General features: G+C 63.9%; 14 protein-coding genes and 1 pseudogene. 11 read left to right on the top strand and 4 right to left on the bottom strand.

The features are described 5' to 3' along the window. Positions 1-82: 82 nt before the first annotated feature. Positions 83-742, bottom strand: coding sequence for a ferredoxin Fer (gene fer, locus ACWUI7_RS08635; RefSeq protein ID WP_496641825.1), 660 nt, complete (start codon positions 740-742; stop codon positions 83-85). Positions 743-1,008: 266 nt separating this feature from the next. Between fer and fen the strand changes: the two genes are divergently transcribed. From fen to ACWUI7_RS08665, 6 genes are all read left to right on the top strand, one after another. Continuing rightward, on the top strand, positions 1,009-1,986 hold the full coding sequence (gene fen / locus ACWUI7_RS08640) for a flap endonuclease-1 (protein ID WP_496641826.1): 978 nt from the start codon (positions 1,009-1,011) through the stop codon (positions 1,984-1,986). A gap of 88 nt (positions 1,987-2,074) precedes the next feature. After that, on the top strand, positions 2,075-2,971 hold the full coding sequence (locus ACWUI7_RS08645; protein ID WP_496641827.1) for a complex I NDUFA9 subunit family protein: 897 nt from the start codon (positions 2,075-2,077) through the stop codon (positions 2,969-2,971). Between the two features lie 121 nt (positions 2,972-3,092). Then, positions 3,093-4,271 (top strand): tubulin/FtsZ family protein, encoded by a 1,179-nt coding sequence (locus ACWUI7_RS08650; protein ID WP_496641828.1) that lies wholly within the window; start codon positions 3,093-3,095, stop codon positions 4,269-4,271. A 12-nt stretch (positions 4,272-4,283) separates the two neighbouring features. Next, a complete protein-coding gene (gene cofC, locus ACWUI7_RS08655; protein WP_496641829.1) occupies positions 4,284-5,012 on the top strand; it encodes a 2-phospho-L-lactate guanylyltransferase in 729 nt (242 codons plus the stop codon). Positions 5,013-5,082: 70 nt separating this feature from the next. Beyond that, positions 5,083-6,282 carry a 7,8-didemethyl-8-hydroxy-5-deazariboflavin synthase subunit CofG gene (gene cofG / locus ACWUI7_RS08660; protein WP_496642056.1) on the top strand — a complete coding sequence of 400 codons (1,200 nt, stop codon included), beginning with the start codon at positions 5,083-5,085 and terminating at the stop codon, positions 6,280-6,282. Between the two features lie 32 nt (positions 6,283-6,314). Continuing rightward, positions 6,315-7,178, top strand: coding sequence for a mechanosensitive ion channel family protein (locus ACWUI7_RS08665; RefSeq protein ID WP_496641830.1), 864 nt, complete (start codon positions 6,315-6,317; stop codon positions 7,176-7,178). Positions 7,179-7,192: 14 nt separating this feature from the next. Here ACWUI7_RS08665 and ACWUI7_RS08670 read toward each other — a convergent pair whose 3' ends face one another. Beyond that, positions 7,193-8,644, bottom strand: coding sequence for an MATE family efflux transporter (locus ACWUI7_RS08670; RefSeq protein ID WP_496641831.1), 1,452 nt, complete (start codon positions 8,642-8,644; stop codon positions 7,193-7,195). A gap of 126 nt (positions 8,645-8,770) precedes the next feature. Between ACWUI7_RS08670 and thiE the strand changes: the two genes are divergently transcribed. Next, positions 8,771-9,409 (top strand): thiamine phosphate synthase, encoded by a 639-nt coding sequence (gene thiE / locus ACWUI7_RS08675; RefSeq protein WP_496641832.1) that lies wholly within the window; start codon positions 8,771-8,773, stop codon positions 9,407-9,409. After that, the gene (thiM, locus tag ACWUI7_RS08680) at positions 9,399-10,259 is read left to right on the top strand and encodes a hydroxyethylthiazole kinase (RefSeq protein WP_496641833.1); all 861 of its coding nucleotides are present in this window, start codon (positions 9,399-9,401) and stop codon (positions 10,257-10,259) included. Before thiE ends, thiM begins: the two co-directional genes overlap by 11 nt. A gap of 106 nt (positions 10,260-10,365) precedes the next feature. Here thiM and ACWUI7_RS08685 read toward each other — a convergent pair. Then, positions 10,366-10,947, bottom strand: a pseudogene (locus tag ACWUI7_RS08685) (transposase domain-containing protein). 69 nt (positions 10,948-11,016) lie between these two features. Then, positions 11,017-11,733: an SDR family NAD(P)-dependent oxidoreductase gene (locus ACWUI7_RS08690; protein ID WP_496641834.1), complete on the bottom strand. Its 717-nt coding sequence runs from the start codon at positions 11,731-11,733 to the stop codon at positions 11,017-11,019. A gap of 126 nt (positions 11,734-11,859) precedes the next feature. Here ACWUI7_RS08690 and crtID point away from each other — a divergent pair, with 126 nt between their 5' ends. From crtID to cruF, 3 genes are read left to right on the top strand one after another with little or no spacing between them, the layout of a single operon-like run. After that, the gene (gene crtID / locus ACWUI7_RS08695) at positions 11,860-13,359 is read left to right on the top strand and encodes a bifunctional phytoene desaturase/3,4-desaturase (RefSeq protein ID WP_496641835.1); all 1,500 of its coding nucleotides are present in this window, start codon (positions 11,860-11,862) and stop codon (positions 13,357-13,359) included. Beyond that, positions 13,349-14,326 carry a prenyltransferase gene (locus ACWUI7_RS08700; protein ID WP_496641836.1) on the top strand — a complete coding sequence of 326 codons (978 nt, stop codon included), beginning with the start codon at positions 13,349-13,351 and terminating at the stop codon, positions 14,324-14,326. The genes crtID and ACWUI7_RS08700 overlap by 11 nt, the downstream gene beginning before the upstream one ends. Further along, positions 14,323-15,201, top strand: coding sequence for a bisanhydrobacterioruberin hydratase (gene cruF / locus ACWUI7_RS08705; RefSeq protein WP_496641837.1), 879 nt, complete (start codon positions 14,323-14,325; stop codon positions 15,199-15,201). The genes ACWUI7_RS08700 and cruF overlap by 4 nt, the downstream gene beginning before the upstream one ends. Positions 15,202-15,306: the final 105 nt, after the last annotated feature.

Here is a 15,306-nt window from a genome sequence, read left to right on the forward strand (position 1 = left end):
CACGCTGGTCGCCAGTCGATCACAGCGCCCGTGGTTGCGCCCACGCGAGGCAGATAAAGACGACTACTGCGATTAGGGCCGATTATTGCGATTTTGCGCGCCGAAACGGTCCTGGAGGCAGTCGGAGTTCGTCCAATTCGGGGAGGTGTTTGACGTTAAAGACGAGTTTCAGCTCGTCGGAAACCGGATACCCGTTACAGGAGAGTCGGAATCCTCGATCGGTGAGCTCTGGAGAGAGGATGTGATTCGCGGGCTGTGAGAGGTCGCCCTCGTGGAGGTACACCGCACAGTTTGCACACGCGCCGCCCCGGCACGAGAACGGCCAGGCGTATCCACGGTTTTCTGCGGCCTCGAGGAGGCTCTCGTCGGATTCGACGAGGAACCGGCCGTAGTCTGTGGACGACATCCCCGCGTCGGCCGCCTTCACGAAGAGGTCCTCGTCGCCGATGCCCCAGCCGCGGTCGGCGACCGCCTCGTAGTCGAGAAACGTCACGCGGGTTTGTGTCTCCTCGGCGGCCGCTTCGGGCTCGATGTCGAGTGATTCGTCGGTTTCCGGCTCCGTGGACGTCCCGTTCAGGTCGCGGGCGGCAAGCTCGCGGTAGGCGCGCCGAACGAGGGTGAACTCCTCGATCGATCCACCGGTGTCGGGGTGCGCCTCTTTGACACGCTCACGGTACGCCCGTTCGACGTCATCAGCGTCGGCGTCGTCGGGGACGTCTAACACGTCGAACGGCGAAACCATTCACAGCACACGGTAGCCGATCCAGACACATAAACGTCTCACACTGTGTCGCTGCTATCGTAGCGCTCACACGTACGCGTTCATCTATTTCGCTGTCGTACTGGTTCAAAAGCGCTGCAGCCTACATGCTAGATCGATTCGTGAACCCAATTGCAAACGCTACTATCTGTCGCGTTCGGGAGTGACTCAACGGTCGTGGTCGGCACCGCAGTTGTTCTGACTCATCTGCTCACCGTTTAAGCGGTCGGAGAGCCTGTTCCGATACGATGGGAAACGCGGACCTGCGCGATCTCGCAGCGATACAGACGGTCCCCTTCGATGAGCTCGAGGGGAGCGTCGTCGCCGTCGACGCACACAACTGGTTGTACCGGTACCTCACCACGACGGTGAAGTGGACGAGCACGTCGGCGTACACGACCGCTGACGGCGTTGAGGTGCCGAACCTACTCGGCGTCGTCACGGGCCTCGCGTCGCTCTTCGAACACGACCTCACGCCGGTGATGGTGTTCGACGGCGAGGTGACGTCGATGAAAGCCGACGAGGTCGCGGAGCGTCGCGCCCAGCGAGAGCGCGCTGAGGAGCGACGGGCCGAGGCGGCGGCCCGCGGTGACGACGTCGAGGCTGCTCGGCTCTCGGCGCGGACACAGCGGCTCACCGACGTCATCCAAGAGACGACTCGTGAGCTGCTTGGCCTGCTCGACGTGCCGGTGATCGAGGCGCCGGCGGAAGGCGAGGCACAGTGTGCACACATGGCCGCAACCGGCTCGGTCGACCACGCCGGCAGCGAGGACTACGACACGTTGTTGTTCGGCGCGCCAACTACCCTCCGCGGCCTGACTGGCAAGGGTGACCCCGAGTTGATGGACCTCGAGGCGACGCTCACCGACCTTGAGCTCGACCGTGGGGGACTCGTCGACGTTGCGATGCTGTGCGGGACGGACTTCAACGAGGGTGTTCACGGTGTTGGTCCAAAGACAGCGGTCTCAGCCATTCGCGAGCACGACGACCTCTGGGGGGTGCTCGAAGCGCGTGACGCGTCGATCCCGAACGCAGAGGCGGTCCGTTCGTTCTTCCTCGACCCACCCGTCACGGACGCCTCTTTCGATGCGACGGTCTCACCGGACGTCGACGCCGCTCGGGCGTACGTCGTCGACGAGTGGGGTGTCGATCCGAGCTCGGTCGAGCGGGGGTTCGACCGGATCCGGGAGTCACAGGTGCAGACCGGACTCGACCGGTGGACGTGATAGTTCGGTACGGATCCGTATGCGCCGCGTCGGCCTCCCGTCTGACAAGCACGGTAAGTTTACAATTGCCCCTCGCTAACTAGGAAATATGAAGGTGCTGGTAGCCGGTGGGACCGGCTTCATCGGGTCACATCTCTGTCGCGCGCTCGCCGAGGCCGGTCACGAGGTGACCGCGCTGTCACGGTCACCAGCGCAGACACCGGAGGGTGTCGAGAGCGTCGTTGGCGATGTCACGGCGCCCGACTCGATCGCCGCTGCGGTCGACGGGCAGGATGCGGTGGTGAATCTCGTCGCGCTCTCACCGCTCTTCGAGCCGAAAGGCGGGAACGTCATGCACGACCGCATCCACCGGGCCGGCACCGAGAACCTGGTCCGCGCCGCCGAGTCCGCCGACGTCGATCGATTCGTCCAGCTCAGTGCGCTGGGCGCCGACCCGAACGGCGACACGGCGTACATCCGCGCGAAGGGTGCGGCCGAACGAATCGTCGAAGCGAGCGACCTCGATTGGACGGTGTTCCGTCCCTCCGTCGTCTTTGGAGAGGGTGGCGAGTTCGTCTCGTTTACCAAGCGGTTGAAGAAGCTGTTCGCCCCGCTCGTCCCGCTGTATCCGCTTCCCGGCGGCGGGAAGACGCGATTCCAACCCATTCACGTCGACGATCTCGTCTCGATGATCGTCGAATCGCTCGAAGCAGACGAGCACATCGGTGCAATCTACGAGATCGGTGGACCAGAGCGACTGACGCTTCGGGCGGTGACACAGCTCGTCTACGAAGCGGAGCGTAACGGGGTAACGATCGTCCCGCTGCCGATGCCGCTCGCCCGGATCGGGCTCGGTATACTCGGTGCCGTCCCGGGCTTTCCAATGGGCAGTGACCAGTACCGGTCGTTACAGTTCGACAACACTACCGATGATAACGACGTCGATGCGTTCGAAATCGACTCCGACGATCTCACCACGCTGGGCTCGTACCTGGGGGTCGAGTGACCGTGCACGTGACGATCCACAGCCGATCGGAGCGTGATGGGCCGTCGGTCAGGGCGCGACCACCAGAACGATTATATACCCGATGCGACTCTGCACATCCAATTGAACGGGTGAGTTCACGATGAAATTAGCAATGATCGGCTTCGGACAGGCGGGAGGGAAAGTCGTCGACAAGTTCTTAGAGTACGACAAACGGACTGGCTCTGAGATCGTTCGTGCCGCCGCGGCGGTGAACACGGCGAAAGCGGACCTGATGGGTCTCGAACACATCCGTGAGGACCAGCGCGTGCTCATCGGCCAGTCGCGGGTGAAGGGTCACGGCGTCGGCGCCGACAACGAGCTCGGCGCAGAGATTGCCGAGGAGGACATCGACGAGGTACAAGGAACGATCGATTCGATCCCGGTTCACGAGGTTGACGCGTTCCTCATCATCGCTGGGCTCGGTGGCGGCACGGGATCTGGTGGCGCGCCGGTGCTCGCAAAACACCTCAAGCGCATCTACACGGAGCCGGTGTACGGGATGGGCATCCTCCCCGGAAGCGACGAAGGAGGAATCTACACGCTCAACGCGGCGCGGTCGTTCCAGACGTTCGTCCGCGAGGTGGACAACCTGATGGTGTTCGACAACGACGCCTGGCGGAAGACCGGCGAGTCCGTCCAAGGCGGATACGATCAGATCAACGAGGAGATCGTTCGTCGGTTCGGGATCCTCTTCGGTGCCGGCGAGGTACAACAGGGCCAAGAGGTCGCAGAGAGCGTCGTCGACTCCTCTGAGATAATCAATACCCTCTCTGGTGGCGGCGTCTCGACGATCGGGTACGCAGAAGAAGCGGTCGAAGACCCGAACAGCGGCGGACTGCTCTCGCGACTCCGCAGCGACGACGGTGCCGACGAACTCGACAGCGCACACACCACGAACCGAATCACGAGTCTCGTCCGTAAGGCGGCGCTCGGCCGGCTCACGCTTCCGTGTGAAGTCGACGGGACAGAGCGCGCACTACTCGTACTCGCCGGACCGCCAGCGTACCTCAACCGAAAGGGGATAGAGCGCGGTCGGAAGTGGCTCGAAGAGCAGACCGGCTCGATGGAGGTTCGCGGCGGCGACTACCCGTACAGCGGCTCCGGCTTCGTCGCGAGCGTGATTCTGCTGTCGGGCGTGACGAACGTCCCACGGATCAAAGAGCTGCAGCAGGTCGCCATCGAGGCACAAGAGAACCTCGACGAGATCCGCCAGGAGAGCGACGAGAACCTCGAATCGCTCGTCTCCGACGACACCGACGAGCTCGAGTCACTGTTTTAATCTCACCGCTGGATGGACGTTCTCGTTCCGTTTGCCGTCGCTGAGCCGAAGTCACGCCTCGCGTCTGTCCTCACTCCTGAGGAGCGACGCGAGTTCGCCCGGGCGATGCTCGCCGACGTGCTCGACGCCATCGTGATGGCCGACGGCACCCCACACATTCTCGCGACCGCACCCTTCGATCCAGCCGTCGACGTCCCCGGGTCACTCGATCCGCCTGTCATCGTCGACGCTCGGCCGTTGACCGACGCGGTCAACGCAGCGCTAGAACAAGGACACATCGCGGACGACTCAACCACCGCGACCGACACAACCAGCGATTTCGCCTTCCCGTGGGAAGATGGCGTCGCCGTCGTGATGGCCGACCTTGCGCTCGCTACGCCGGATGCTCTCGCGCAGCTCTTCGCGCCGGACCGAGAGTGCAACCAGTTGGAGGAGGAGTCGCCCGCCGACGTGACGATCGCGCCAGGGCGCGGCGGTGGCACCAACGCATTGGTTGTCCGGCAGCCGGCGTTCCGCGTCGACTACCACGGCGCGTCGTACCTCGATCACCGGCGCGCCGCTGAGCGGCTCGACGCGACGGTCAACACCGTCGACTCGTATCGTCTTGCGGTCGATATCGATGAGCCGACCGACCTGGCGGAGGTACTGATACACGGGTCGGGGGCCGCGACGGCGTGGCTTCGTGATGCGGGATTCACACTCGAGACGGCCGATGGACGCGTGACCGCGACGCGGGCGTGACCGGCACTCGATGCGACCGGTGATTGGCGCGACCGCGACGCTTTTGCTACTCGGTCACCCAGCCCTGGACGTGTTCGCGGGCGCAGCCGAGTACGACGTAGACGTCGACGTTGAGGAGCCGGCGGTCGAGCGACTGCTCTCCGTCGAGCCGGCCGACGTCAACACACCGAGGTCGCTCACCTTCGCCCGAAACGTGTTCATCCCGTTGACGACGGCATGCCGGTACACCTGCACGTACTGTACGTACTACGACGTTCCAGGAGAGGCGAGCCTGCTCTCGCCAACGGAGGTACGCGACCAGTGTCGCGTGGGTGCAGACGCAGGCTGTACCGAGGCACTGTTCACCTTTGGTGATGCCCCTGACGCTCGGTACACCGCGATCCACGAGCAGCTCGACGCGTGGGGGTTTGAGGACATCCACGACTACCTCTATCGTGCCTGTGAGATCGCCTTAGAGGAGGGCCTGCTACCGCATTCGAATCCCGGCGACCTCACCGAGGCACAGTTCGAAACCCTCCGTGACGTAAACGCCTCGATGGGGGTGATGCTCGAGACGACCGCCGACGTCGACGCCCACAGTGGCAGCCGCCGGAAGACGCCCGGACAGCGGCTGCACACAATTCGTGCCGCCGGAAAACACGGTGTTCCGTTCACCACGGGCATCCTCGTCGGGATCGGTGAGGACTGGCGTGACCGCGCCGAGAGTCTCCTCGCAATCCGTGAGCTACACGAGCGGTACGGCCACGTTCAAGAGGTGATCGTCCAGAACGTCGTGCCGAACGAGCGGTCCGACTTTCCGAAGCCGGGCCTTGAGACGATGCGACGGGTCGTCACTATGGCCCGAGCCGCGCTCCCACCGGAGGTCTCGGTGCAGGTCCCACCGAACCTCTCGCCGGCGGGCGAGCTGGTCGACTGCGGGATCGACGACCTTGGCGGGGTCTCGCCGGTGACAGACGACTACATCAACCCCGCCTACGCCTGGCCCGACCTCGATGGGCTTCGTGCGGTCGCCGACGCTGGCGGACTCACGCTCCGCGAGCGACTTCCGACATACAGCCGATATCTTCCTACCGATCTCCGGCCTTCGGACACGTCTCCGGCGCCGGCACCGGCACAATCGAAGGGTGAGTCGTGGCTTTCGTCACGGATTCGCGACCGGATCCGTGCTGATGACGTCCATGGCCGACGACTCAGAGCGGTCGCGCGCGGCGATGGGCCGCTCGATCCCCAACCGGCCGGTGACGCCCGCGCCAGCGACGGGTCCCGGTAGGCTATTATGTGACCGTCAAAAATAATGAGTTGATGGTATCGTTACAGTTCGGACTGACGGCGATCACGGCTGCCGCCGCAGACGTGTTGTTCACTGTTGCGTTGTTCCTCGGCGGCTTCCTCGGGGTACTGCTTCTCGGACGGACGGTGTTCGTCCCGGCGGTCGACCGAGCACTCACCGCCCGCGGCTTCGACGAAGCGGTTCGTGGCCTCGGGTCGCGCGTCGCGAGCGTGGTCGTTTGGGTGGCTGCGGTCACGGTCGCATTCACACTCGCCGGGTATGGTGCGTTCCTCTCGGCGTTCGCTGTCTTCGGCAGTGCCCTCGCACTCGCTGTGGGATTCGCCGCACAAGACCTGCTCGGCAACTTCGTCGCCGGTGTGTTCATCCTGAAAGACAAACCGTTCCAGGTCGGAGACTGGATCGAGTGGGACGGTAACACCGGTCGCGTTGAGGACATCGACCTCCGCGTCTCGCGGATCCGAACGTTCGACAACGAGCAAATAACGGTGCCAAACGGCGATCTTGCCAACAGCGCGGTCACCAACCCAGTCGCCTACGAGACGCTCCGGCAGAAGTTCGTCTTCGGGATCGGATACGACGACGATATCGCGGAGGCGACTGACATCATCATCGAGAAGGCCGAGGCCCATCCAGATATCATGGCGGATCCGGGGCCGTCCGTTCGGCTCGTCGAACTCGGTGGCTCCGACGTTGGGTTACAGTCCCGTTGGTGGATCGACGACCCCGACCGCGGAGACTTCGTCCGCGTCCGTTCTGAGTACGTCACAGCAGTGAAAGAGGCGTTCGACGAGGCCGGGATCGACATTCCGTACGTCCACCGACAGCTTACCGGAAGCATCGAGGTCGTTGATGCCGTCGCCGCCGCCGACCAGTAGTCGGTCAACCAGGCTCACCCACCGGCACCTTCTGACTCCGTCTCGTCGGGGCGGTACTGCCGACTGACTGCCTGCCAACGGTCAGACTGGAATCGAATCAGGTTCACCCCCATTGGAACGAACTTCTCGACGAGCACGGCGACGTAAAGGCCGCCGACGCCGAGCGCCGTCACTGTTCCCAAGAACGCAGCCGGGAGTGCGAACACATAGAGCCCGAGCATTGCGGCAAAGAACGGCCACCGAGTATCACCAGCACCCCGCAGCGACCCGGTTATCGAGCCGTTCACACCCAGTGGCACCGCAGAGACCGCTGCGACGATCACGAACGCCGCGGTCGCGGCGATCGCGGTCGGGTCGTCGACGAACACCTGTGCTATTGGCGTCGCCGCAGCCACGACGGCTGCGGACACGAGGACGTAGACCAGCGCCGAGAGGCGGATGATGTCTCGCCCATACGCCGTGGCCCCGTTTTCGTCGCCGGCGCCCAGACGCTGTCCGACGAGGGTGCTCGCGGCGATCGAAAACCCCCAGCTGAAGCTACCGAGTAGGGCTCGAACCCGTCGTCCGACCTCCAGTGCGGCGACGGTCGCTTGGCCGAACGACGACGCCACCCAGAGCAGCGGGAAGACGGCGATTCCCTCTGCAACCCGACGCGCGACGAGCGGCGCAGACACTCGGACGAGCTGTCCGATCAACTCTGTGTCGATCCAGGCGCCGTCACGACCGACAGGGACCGGTGAGGCGCCGCGGCCGAAGTACGACCGCCCGGTGAGGCCCCACGAGAGCCCGATCGCAACCGCCGCAATCGAGACGGCCGTCCCGAGTGCAGCACCGGTCACACCGAGGCCCGCACCGAGCACGAGCCCGATCGTGAGTCCGACATTGAGCAGGGCCCCACCGGCGCGAAACACCATCGGGGTGAACGTGTCGCCGACGCCGGCGTACGTCCGACTGGCGATCATGTTGAAGAACTCGAACGCGAGCGCCGGCGCGGTGACGACGAGGTAGGTGACCCCATACCCGAGTGCGTCTCCTTGGCCACCGACGAGCGCAATGAGTGGCTCCGCGAACGTCACGTAGCCGACGACGATCGGTAACACGAGTGCCACGGCGACGACGAGCGATTGTTTGACCACCAGCGCCGCCCGGTCGCGTTCGTCGCCGCCGTAGTTCTGTGAGACGAGCGAGACGGTGCCACCGGCGAGGCCGATAGAGACGAACTTCGCCAGCTGCCAGTAGGCGAACGCGAAGGCGATCCCGGCGACAGCGGGCGCACCGAGTACCATACCGATGACGGCGAGGTCGACCGTGTTCTTCGACATGATGGCGAAGCCCGTGACGATCCGCGGCCAGGCGAGGTCAAGGGTCTCGGTGAGCCGGTCCCGCTCGATAACACCAGCACGATCGAGCGCGCCCGCGACGGTCGCCGCGGCGAATGTGGCTGCGCTTCGAAGCCGGGAACCCATATACAGCTCTTGTGTCGTCACCGGCTTGGGTCTGTCTGTCGACCCTCAGGTACACGAAGAGACCGCCTGCACGCGAACGACAGCAGAACACAACCGTTTTTTGGCGACCACGACTAGGTATCACTAATGAATACACCTGCGTGGCGAACGTACCTCGTGACGGACGACGCTCACTCGGCCGGTAGGGAGACGCCGGCCGTCGTCGAGGCGGCGCTCGCGGGCGGCGTCGACGTCGTCCAACTCCGGGAGAAGGGGATGGACGCCCGCGACCGGTACCGGCTCGGTCACCGGCTTCGCGAGCTCACCGCCGAGGCGGACGTCCCACTCGTCGTGAACGACCGCGTCGACCTCGCCGCGGCCGTCGACGCCGACGGCGTACACCTCGGCCAGACAGACCTCCCGGTCGGGGTCGCTCGCGACCAGCTTGGTTCGGACGCGATCGTCGGTGTGTCTGCGGCAACCGTCCAGGAGGCGCGCGCGGCCGTCGACGCCGGGGCTGACTATCTCGGCGTGGGTGCCATCTATGGAACGAGCTCGAAGGATGTCGCTGACGATCGTGACGGTGTTGGTCCCGAGCGAATCCGGTCGATCACCGACGCGGTCGACGTCCCAGTCGTCGGCATCGGCGGAATCTCCGCTGAAAACGCCAAACCTGTTGTCGAAGCGGGCGCGAGTGGCGTCGCGGTCATCTCAGCTATCACGGCCGCTGACGACCCTAAAGCGGCCGCAGCGGCGCTCCAAGAGGTGGTCGAGCGTGCCAGATGAGCGGGCCACCGCGCCACCGATCGACGACGACGCCGTCAGCGGTGCACTGACCGCAATTGCGTCGTCGTCGCCGCTCGTCCACCACCTCACCAACGACGTGACGACGAGCGAGACGGCGAACGTCACACTCCACTGGGGTGGGCTCCCGGTGATGGCGGACGCACCGGCGGAGGCGGGTGACATGGCTGCCGGCGCGGACGCACTCGTAATCAACACCGGGACGGCGACGACGACCGACGTCGACACGATGGTTGAGGCCGGCCATCGCGCGAACGAGGCCGGCGTCCCGGTCGTCCTCGATCCGGTCGGGTACGACGCGACGCCACACCGCGTCGAGTCGGTTGGGCGACTCCTCAAGGCGGTCTCCGTGGACATCATCAAGGGGAACACCGGCGAAATCCGTGGACTGGCCGGCGAGGAAGCAGCCGTCAAAGGCGTCGAATCGGTCGGGGAGGCATCGGGGGTCGCCGACGCGGCGAGTGCGCTGGCGGAGTCATCAGGTGCCGTTGTGGTCGCGTCGGGCGCGACGGACGTTGTCGCCGGATCGGATGGCGTGTACACCGTCGATGCCGGCCACGAGCAGATGGGCTCGTTCGTCGGCTCGGGCTGTATGCTAGGGAGCACGCTCGCGACGGTCGCGTCGACCGTCGGCACGTCCACGGAAGCGCCGACATTGACGCTCGAGGCGTCGCTTGTCGCCGTCCTCGCATACGGACTCGCTGGTGAGCGTGCAGCCGACGAGACGTCAGGAGGACCAGCGAGCTACCGGGCCGCGTTCATGGACGCTGTGGCGGCGCTCGCAGACCAACCGCCGACCGTGACCGTCGACGAACGCGTCTCCACGCGGTGAGCGACCGGCTGGCCATGGGGGACCACACCGCCACCGTGCCCGCGACCCTGGGGCACCGGCTCGTTTCACCGAGGGGTGGGGAGTCGTGTGAAGTTAAGCATCGGTTCTAGCAGACGGCGACGGCTCGGTGGCAAGATTCCGCCGCTGTCGGCTCCGTGCTTCTGAACGTATTTGAAAACGAGGGGGTTCTTGCTTTTACTTCTCTAAAGACACGTTTGACGGCATTTCGATTTCCATGACGAGAGATTTGAAATCGGATCGGGATTTGTGAGAGCGCAGCCGTGAGATGTCCACCAGCGTCAACGAGAAATAGCGCATCGTCAACGTGAACGAATTTGTTTGTACGAGGATCTACAGCGGTGTACAGCCAGAATCTGTCCGAATTGATCTGAGTCGTAGTCTCATCAATCACAACGCGATTCGTACTTGCCCCATCAGATGGCTGTAGATCGGCATTTTAAACCCAGTTGTAAGTTGTTGTTCGACTCAAATCGACACCCAAACTGTCAAAATACTGTTTTGGATTCGAAAGTGATAGGCCAGCAAGATGGAGTTGAATACCAGTTTCAATGATCTCGTGGGATGTCTGCTCGCGCTCTACAAACTCCAAGTTAATCCACTCAGTAAAACCGGTGAGCGGTTGGTTTCGAAATAGACCATTCGAAACACCGGCCGCCTCGTTGTTAATGTATCATCGCTGGGGTGGGGCGGTATCGTACTTATGCTGTCGGCGTCGCGGTTTGCAGCGTTGCCAAACTCACCGGGTCGCGCGCTTCCACTCGCGGAGCCCGATGCGGTCCCCGTTGAGGTCGTCGCCTGGCGCTTTGGTGGCCGCCCATACGAAGAGCGGTGCGACGCTTTCTGGGTCGCGGGCGCGTTCCATCCCGGTGAGGTCGGTAGCGACGAGGCCGGGATCGACGACGCCGACGGTCGCCTCGAGGTCGGCCGCGAAGCTCCGCGCGACGCCTTCGGCGGCGGCCTTCGAGACCCCGTACGCGCCCATCCCGGGCTTGACTTCGTGTGCAACCGACCCCGATGGGACGAGGATTCGCGCGTCGTCTGCGAGGTGAGGTACCGCTTCAGAGATCGTCGCGAAGACACCGCGAGCGTTCGTCCGCATCGTGTCGTCGAACGTCTCGTAGCTCACCTCGTCTATCGGTGACTCGCCTGGGGCGCCCGCGAACACCGCGGCGTTGGCGACGAGGATGTCGACCGGACCCAGCTCTGCGACCGCACGTTCGAAGAACCGCTCGAGGTCGAACTCGTCGCGAACGTCGGCGCGCGCGCCCCAGACAGTTCCCGGCGCGTCTGTGTCTGTCTCGTCTCCCCGGTTGGTGAGCGTCTCGACCGTCTCTTCGACGGCGGCTCCGTCACGCCCAGAGACGGCGACGGTCGCCCCCTCGTCGACGAAGGCCGTTGCGACCGCCCGTCCGATCCCGCTCGTTGCACCGGTGACCGCGACCGTCACGTCCATATCGAGTATCGGTACGCCCGACAATGACTTAGTGATGTCCACCGATCACTGTCGACTCACGCGGGGTGGTCGGCACGCGGCCAGGGGTGGCTGGTATTTATACGGACGCCGCCCTATCGATCGAATATGGACGCGGCCCCCGACATCGACGCCGTGGCCGGTGAATCTGTCGTCGTGATCGGCGGCGGATTTGGCGGCCTCTCGACCGCCTGTTATCTCGCCGACGCCGGCGCGGACGTCACCGTGCTCGAGAAGAACAACCAGCTCGGCGGACGTGCAAGCCGTCTCGAAGCCGACGGGTTCCGGTTCGATATGGGCCCGTCGTGGTACCTGATGCCGGACGTCTTCGAGCGCTTCTTCGGCCACTTCGACCGCTCACCCGAGGAGTACTACACGCTCTCGCGGCTCGACCCGCACTACCGCGTGTTTTGGAAAGACGGCGACCGCGTCGACGTCCTCCCCGACATGGAACACAACCGCGAGCTCTTCGAGTCGTACGAGCCGGGAGCAGCCGACGCGCTAGACGCGTACCTTGAGGAGTCGAAACGAACCTACGAGATCGGCATGGAGCACTTCGTCTACGAGGACCGGCCACGACTCCGCGATTATATCGATACCGACGTGCTCCGGTACTCATGGGGGCTCTCGCTGCTCGGAAAGATGCAGGGGCACGTCGAGGGGTACTTCGACCACCCGAAGCTCCAGCAGCTGATGCAGTACACGCTGGTGTTTCTCGGCGGCTCACCGACGAACACACCCGCATTGTACAACCTGATGAGCCACGTCGATTTCAACATGGGCGTCTACTACCCCGACGGTGGCATCGGAGCGGTCGTCGACGGCATCGTTGAACTCGCGGGTGAGCTCGGTGTCGAGTTCGTCACTGGCGCTGAAGTTACCGGGATCGAGGGGCGGTACGGCGCGTTCGCGGTCGACACCGTCGACGGTGACCGTCACCTCGCCGATCTTGTCGTCTCGAACGCCGATTATACACACACCGAACAGTCGCTTCTTCCCGAGCAAAAGCGACAGTACACCGAAGAGTACTGGGAGTCGCGGACGTTCGCTCCCTCGGCGTTTCTCCTCTACTTGGGTGTCGAAGGCGACGTTGACGAGCTCGCACATCACACCCTCGTGTTGCCGACAGAATGGGACGAGCACTTCGCGAAGATCTTCGACGACCCGGCCTGGCCCGATGATCCGGCGTACTACCTGTGCGTGCCATCGAAGACCGACGACACGGTCGCGCCAGACGGCCACAGCAATCTCTTCGCGCTCGTTCCCATCGCACCCGGATTGGAGGATACGCCCGAGATCCGTGAGGAGTACCGCGAGCTCGTGCTTGATGATATCGAAGCAAATACCGGAACGGCACTTCACGACCGGATCGTGTTCGAAAAAATGTTCTGTGTCGAAGACTTTGCTGACCGCTACAACAGCTACGATGGAAGCGCGCTGGGCCTCGCTCACACGCTCCGGCAGACATCGTTGTTGCGGCCACCGAACCGCTCTGATGCGGTCGACGGGCTCTATTTCACCGGCGGCACGACGACCCCCGGCATCGGCGTACCGATGTGTCTGATAAGCGGTGGGCTTACAGCAGAGCGCATCGCGGATGCGATCTGACGCCGTGAACGACCGCGACGACACTCGCCGTGACGCGGCCGATACGGCGGCCGAATCGACTGCGACAGACGCGACGGTCGAATCTGGCGGAACAAGACACACAGACCGGACTGGCTTTGCCGCTCGCCTGTGGTACCTTCTCGTGCTTTCACGCCCCCGATTCTGGCTCTACCTTGCTGGTCCGGTCGCTGTGGGGGTGACGTACGGAATCGGCGATGTGAGCGAACTGTTCACGCCGGTCACGATTTCGCTTGCGGGTTACTTTCTGATCCCGGCGAACGTCTTTTTATACGGCATCAACGACCTCTTCGATGCTGACGTCGACGAGTTGAACCCGAAAAAAGACGACCGGGAGGCACGCTGGCAGGGTGACCGGCTCACCGTGACCGCGGTGGGGCTCGCTGCGGGACTGGGCATCGGCACGTTCGCGATTACCCCACGTATCGCGTGGCCATACCTCGCCGGGTTCCTCGTGCTTTCGGCTGGCTACAGTGCGCCACCGCTGCGATTCAAGACGACACCGCTTGCAGACTCGGTCTCGAACGGCCTCTACGTGCTTCCAGGGGCGGCCGCGTATGCGACGGCCGCCGGCTCACAGCCGCCGCTTGCGGCTCTCGTCGGTGCCTGGCTGTGGACGATGGGGATGCACACGTTCTCGGCTATCCCGGACATCGAGCCCGACCGGGCGGCCGGCATTCGAACGACGGCCACAGTGCTCGGGGCTCGTCGGACCTACCTGTACTGTCTGGCGTGCTGGGCGGTCGCAGCGGCCGCGTTCGCGACCGTCGATATTCGTCTTGGGCTCTTACTCGGCGTGTATCCCGTCTTCGTGACGTGGGTAGCGCGCTCGGCCGTCAGCGTCGACCGAGCCTACTGGTGGTTTCCGGCACTCAACACCGCAGTTGGCACGCTGCTCGCGATGGGTGGACTCTGGCGGGTGTACCCCGTCTGGACGGTGATTGGATGAGTGACGACGCGCCCTCGGCGGCGTCTCACAGCGAGACGCTCCGCGATCGACTGCCTCGCACGCGAGCGGGAGTTGAGCGTGAACTCGACCGGATTGTTGAAGAGAACCGCTTTACCATCGCCGTCGTGTTTCCGGCTGTCGGGGCCGTATCGCTCGTCGGCAGCGCCGAAGGATGGATCCCCGAGCCGTTCGCGTTTCACCCGTTGTTCGTCCTGTTCGGCGTGCTCGTGATGCGCTCACCGCTCGTCATCGGGGTGGTACCACTTTTTAGTCGACGGTCAGTCGGGTGGATCGGCGCGCTGATCGCGTACACCTATGCAATCGAGACGATCGGCATTCAGACGGGGTGGCCGTACGGGAGCTTCGCGTACACGATCGACCTCGGTCCGATGCTCGCCGGAGTGCCGGTCGCGCTGCCGGTGTTTTTCATCCCACTCGTGATGAACGGGTACCTGCTTTGTTTGCTCTTGTTGGGTGAGCGGGCGCGAAACACCTGGCTCCGGCTCGTTACCGTGAGCGCGGCTGTCGTCGCAATGGACGTGGTGTTGGACCCGGGGGCAGTATCGCTGGGATTTTGGACGTTTAACGGGGGCGCTTTCTACGGTGTGCCACTTTCAAATTACGCCGGGTGGGTGTTATCGGCCGTGGTCGCGGTCGTCGCGCTCGACCGCGCGTTCGACCTCGTGGCGGTGCTTGCCAGACTCAGACGGTGTCCGTTCATGCTCGACGATATGGTGAGTTTCGTTATTCTCTGGGGAGGAATCAACGTCTGGTTCGGGAATCTCGTACCGGCGCTCGTCGCGGGTCTCTTCGGGGTCGGCCTGCTCAAGGCGGACCGATTCGACAGCGGTCTGTTACAGCTCCGAGACGCCTAGTCGGCGTCGCGGCGGATCTTCTGTCGACTGCGTGGACCGACTCGGCACCACTTATATGCCAGCCAGTCGTTCCTGCAGCCATGGCGATGAGTCGACTGCAAACTG

It is taken from the genome of Halorubrum orientale, assembly GCF_059623105.1.

Coding starts and splice junctions, on each gene's coding strand:
- cofC (WP_496641829.1), top strand. CDS start 4,284: ATGGACGTTCTCGTTCCGTTTGCCGTCGCTGAGCCGAAGTCACGCCTC.
- ACWUI7_RS08665 (WP_496641830.1), top strand. CDS start 6,315: ATGGTATCGTTACAGTTCGGACTGACGGCGATCACGGCTGCCGCCGCA.
- cruF (WP_496641837.1), top strand. CDS start 14,323: ATGAGTGACGACGCGCCCTCGGCGGCGTCTCACAGCGAGACGCTCCGC.
- crtID (WP_496641835.1), top strand. CDS start 11,860: ATGGACGCGGCCCCCGACATCGACGCCGTGGCCGGTGAATCTGTCGTC.
- ACWUI7_RS08650 (WP_496641828.1), top strand. CDS start 3,093: ATGAAATTAGCAATGATCGGCTTCGGACAGGCGGGAGGGAAAGTCGTC.
- fer (WP_496641825.1), bottom strand. CDS start 742: ATGGTTTCGCCGTTCGACGTGTTAGACGTCCCCGACGACGCCGACGCT.
- ACWUI7_RS08645 (WP_496641827.1), top strand. CDS start 2,075: ATGAAGGTGCTGGTAGCCGGTGGGACCGGCTTCATCGGGTCACATCTC.
- fen (WP_496641826.1), top strand. CDS start 1,009: ATGGGAAACGCGGACCTGCGCGATCTCGCAGCGATACAGACGGTCCCC.
- thiE (WP_496641832.1), top strand. CDS start 8,771: ATGAATACACCTGCGTGGCGAACGTACCTCGTGACGGACGACGCTCAC.
- ACWUI7_RS08690 (WP_496641834.1), bottom strand. CDS start 11,733: ATGGACGTGACGGTCGCGGTCACCGGTGCAACGAGCGGGATCGGACGG.
- ACWUI7_RS08700 (WP_496641836.1), top strand. CDS start 13,349: ATGCGATCTGACGCCGTGAACGACCGCGACGACACTCGCCGTGACGCG.
- ACWUI7_RS08670 (WP_496641831.1), bottom strand. CDS start 8,644: ATGGGTTCCCGGCTTCGAAGCGCAGCCACATTCGCCGCGGCGACCGTC.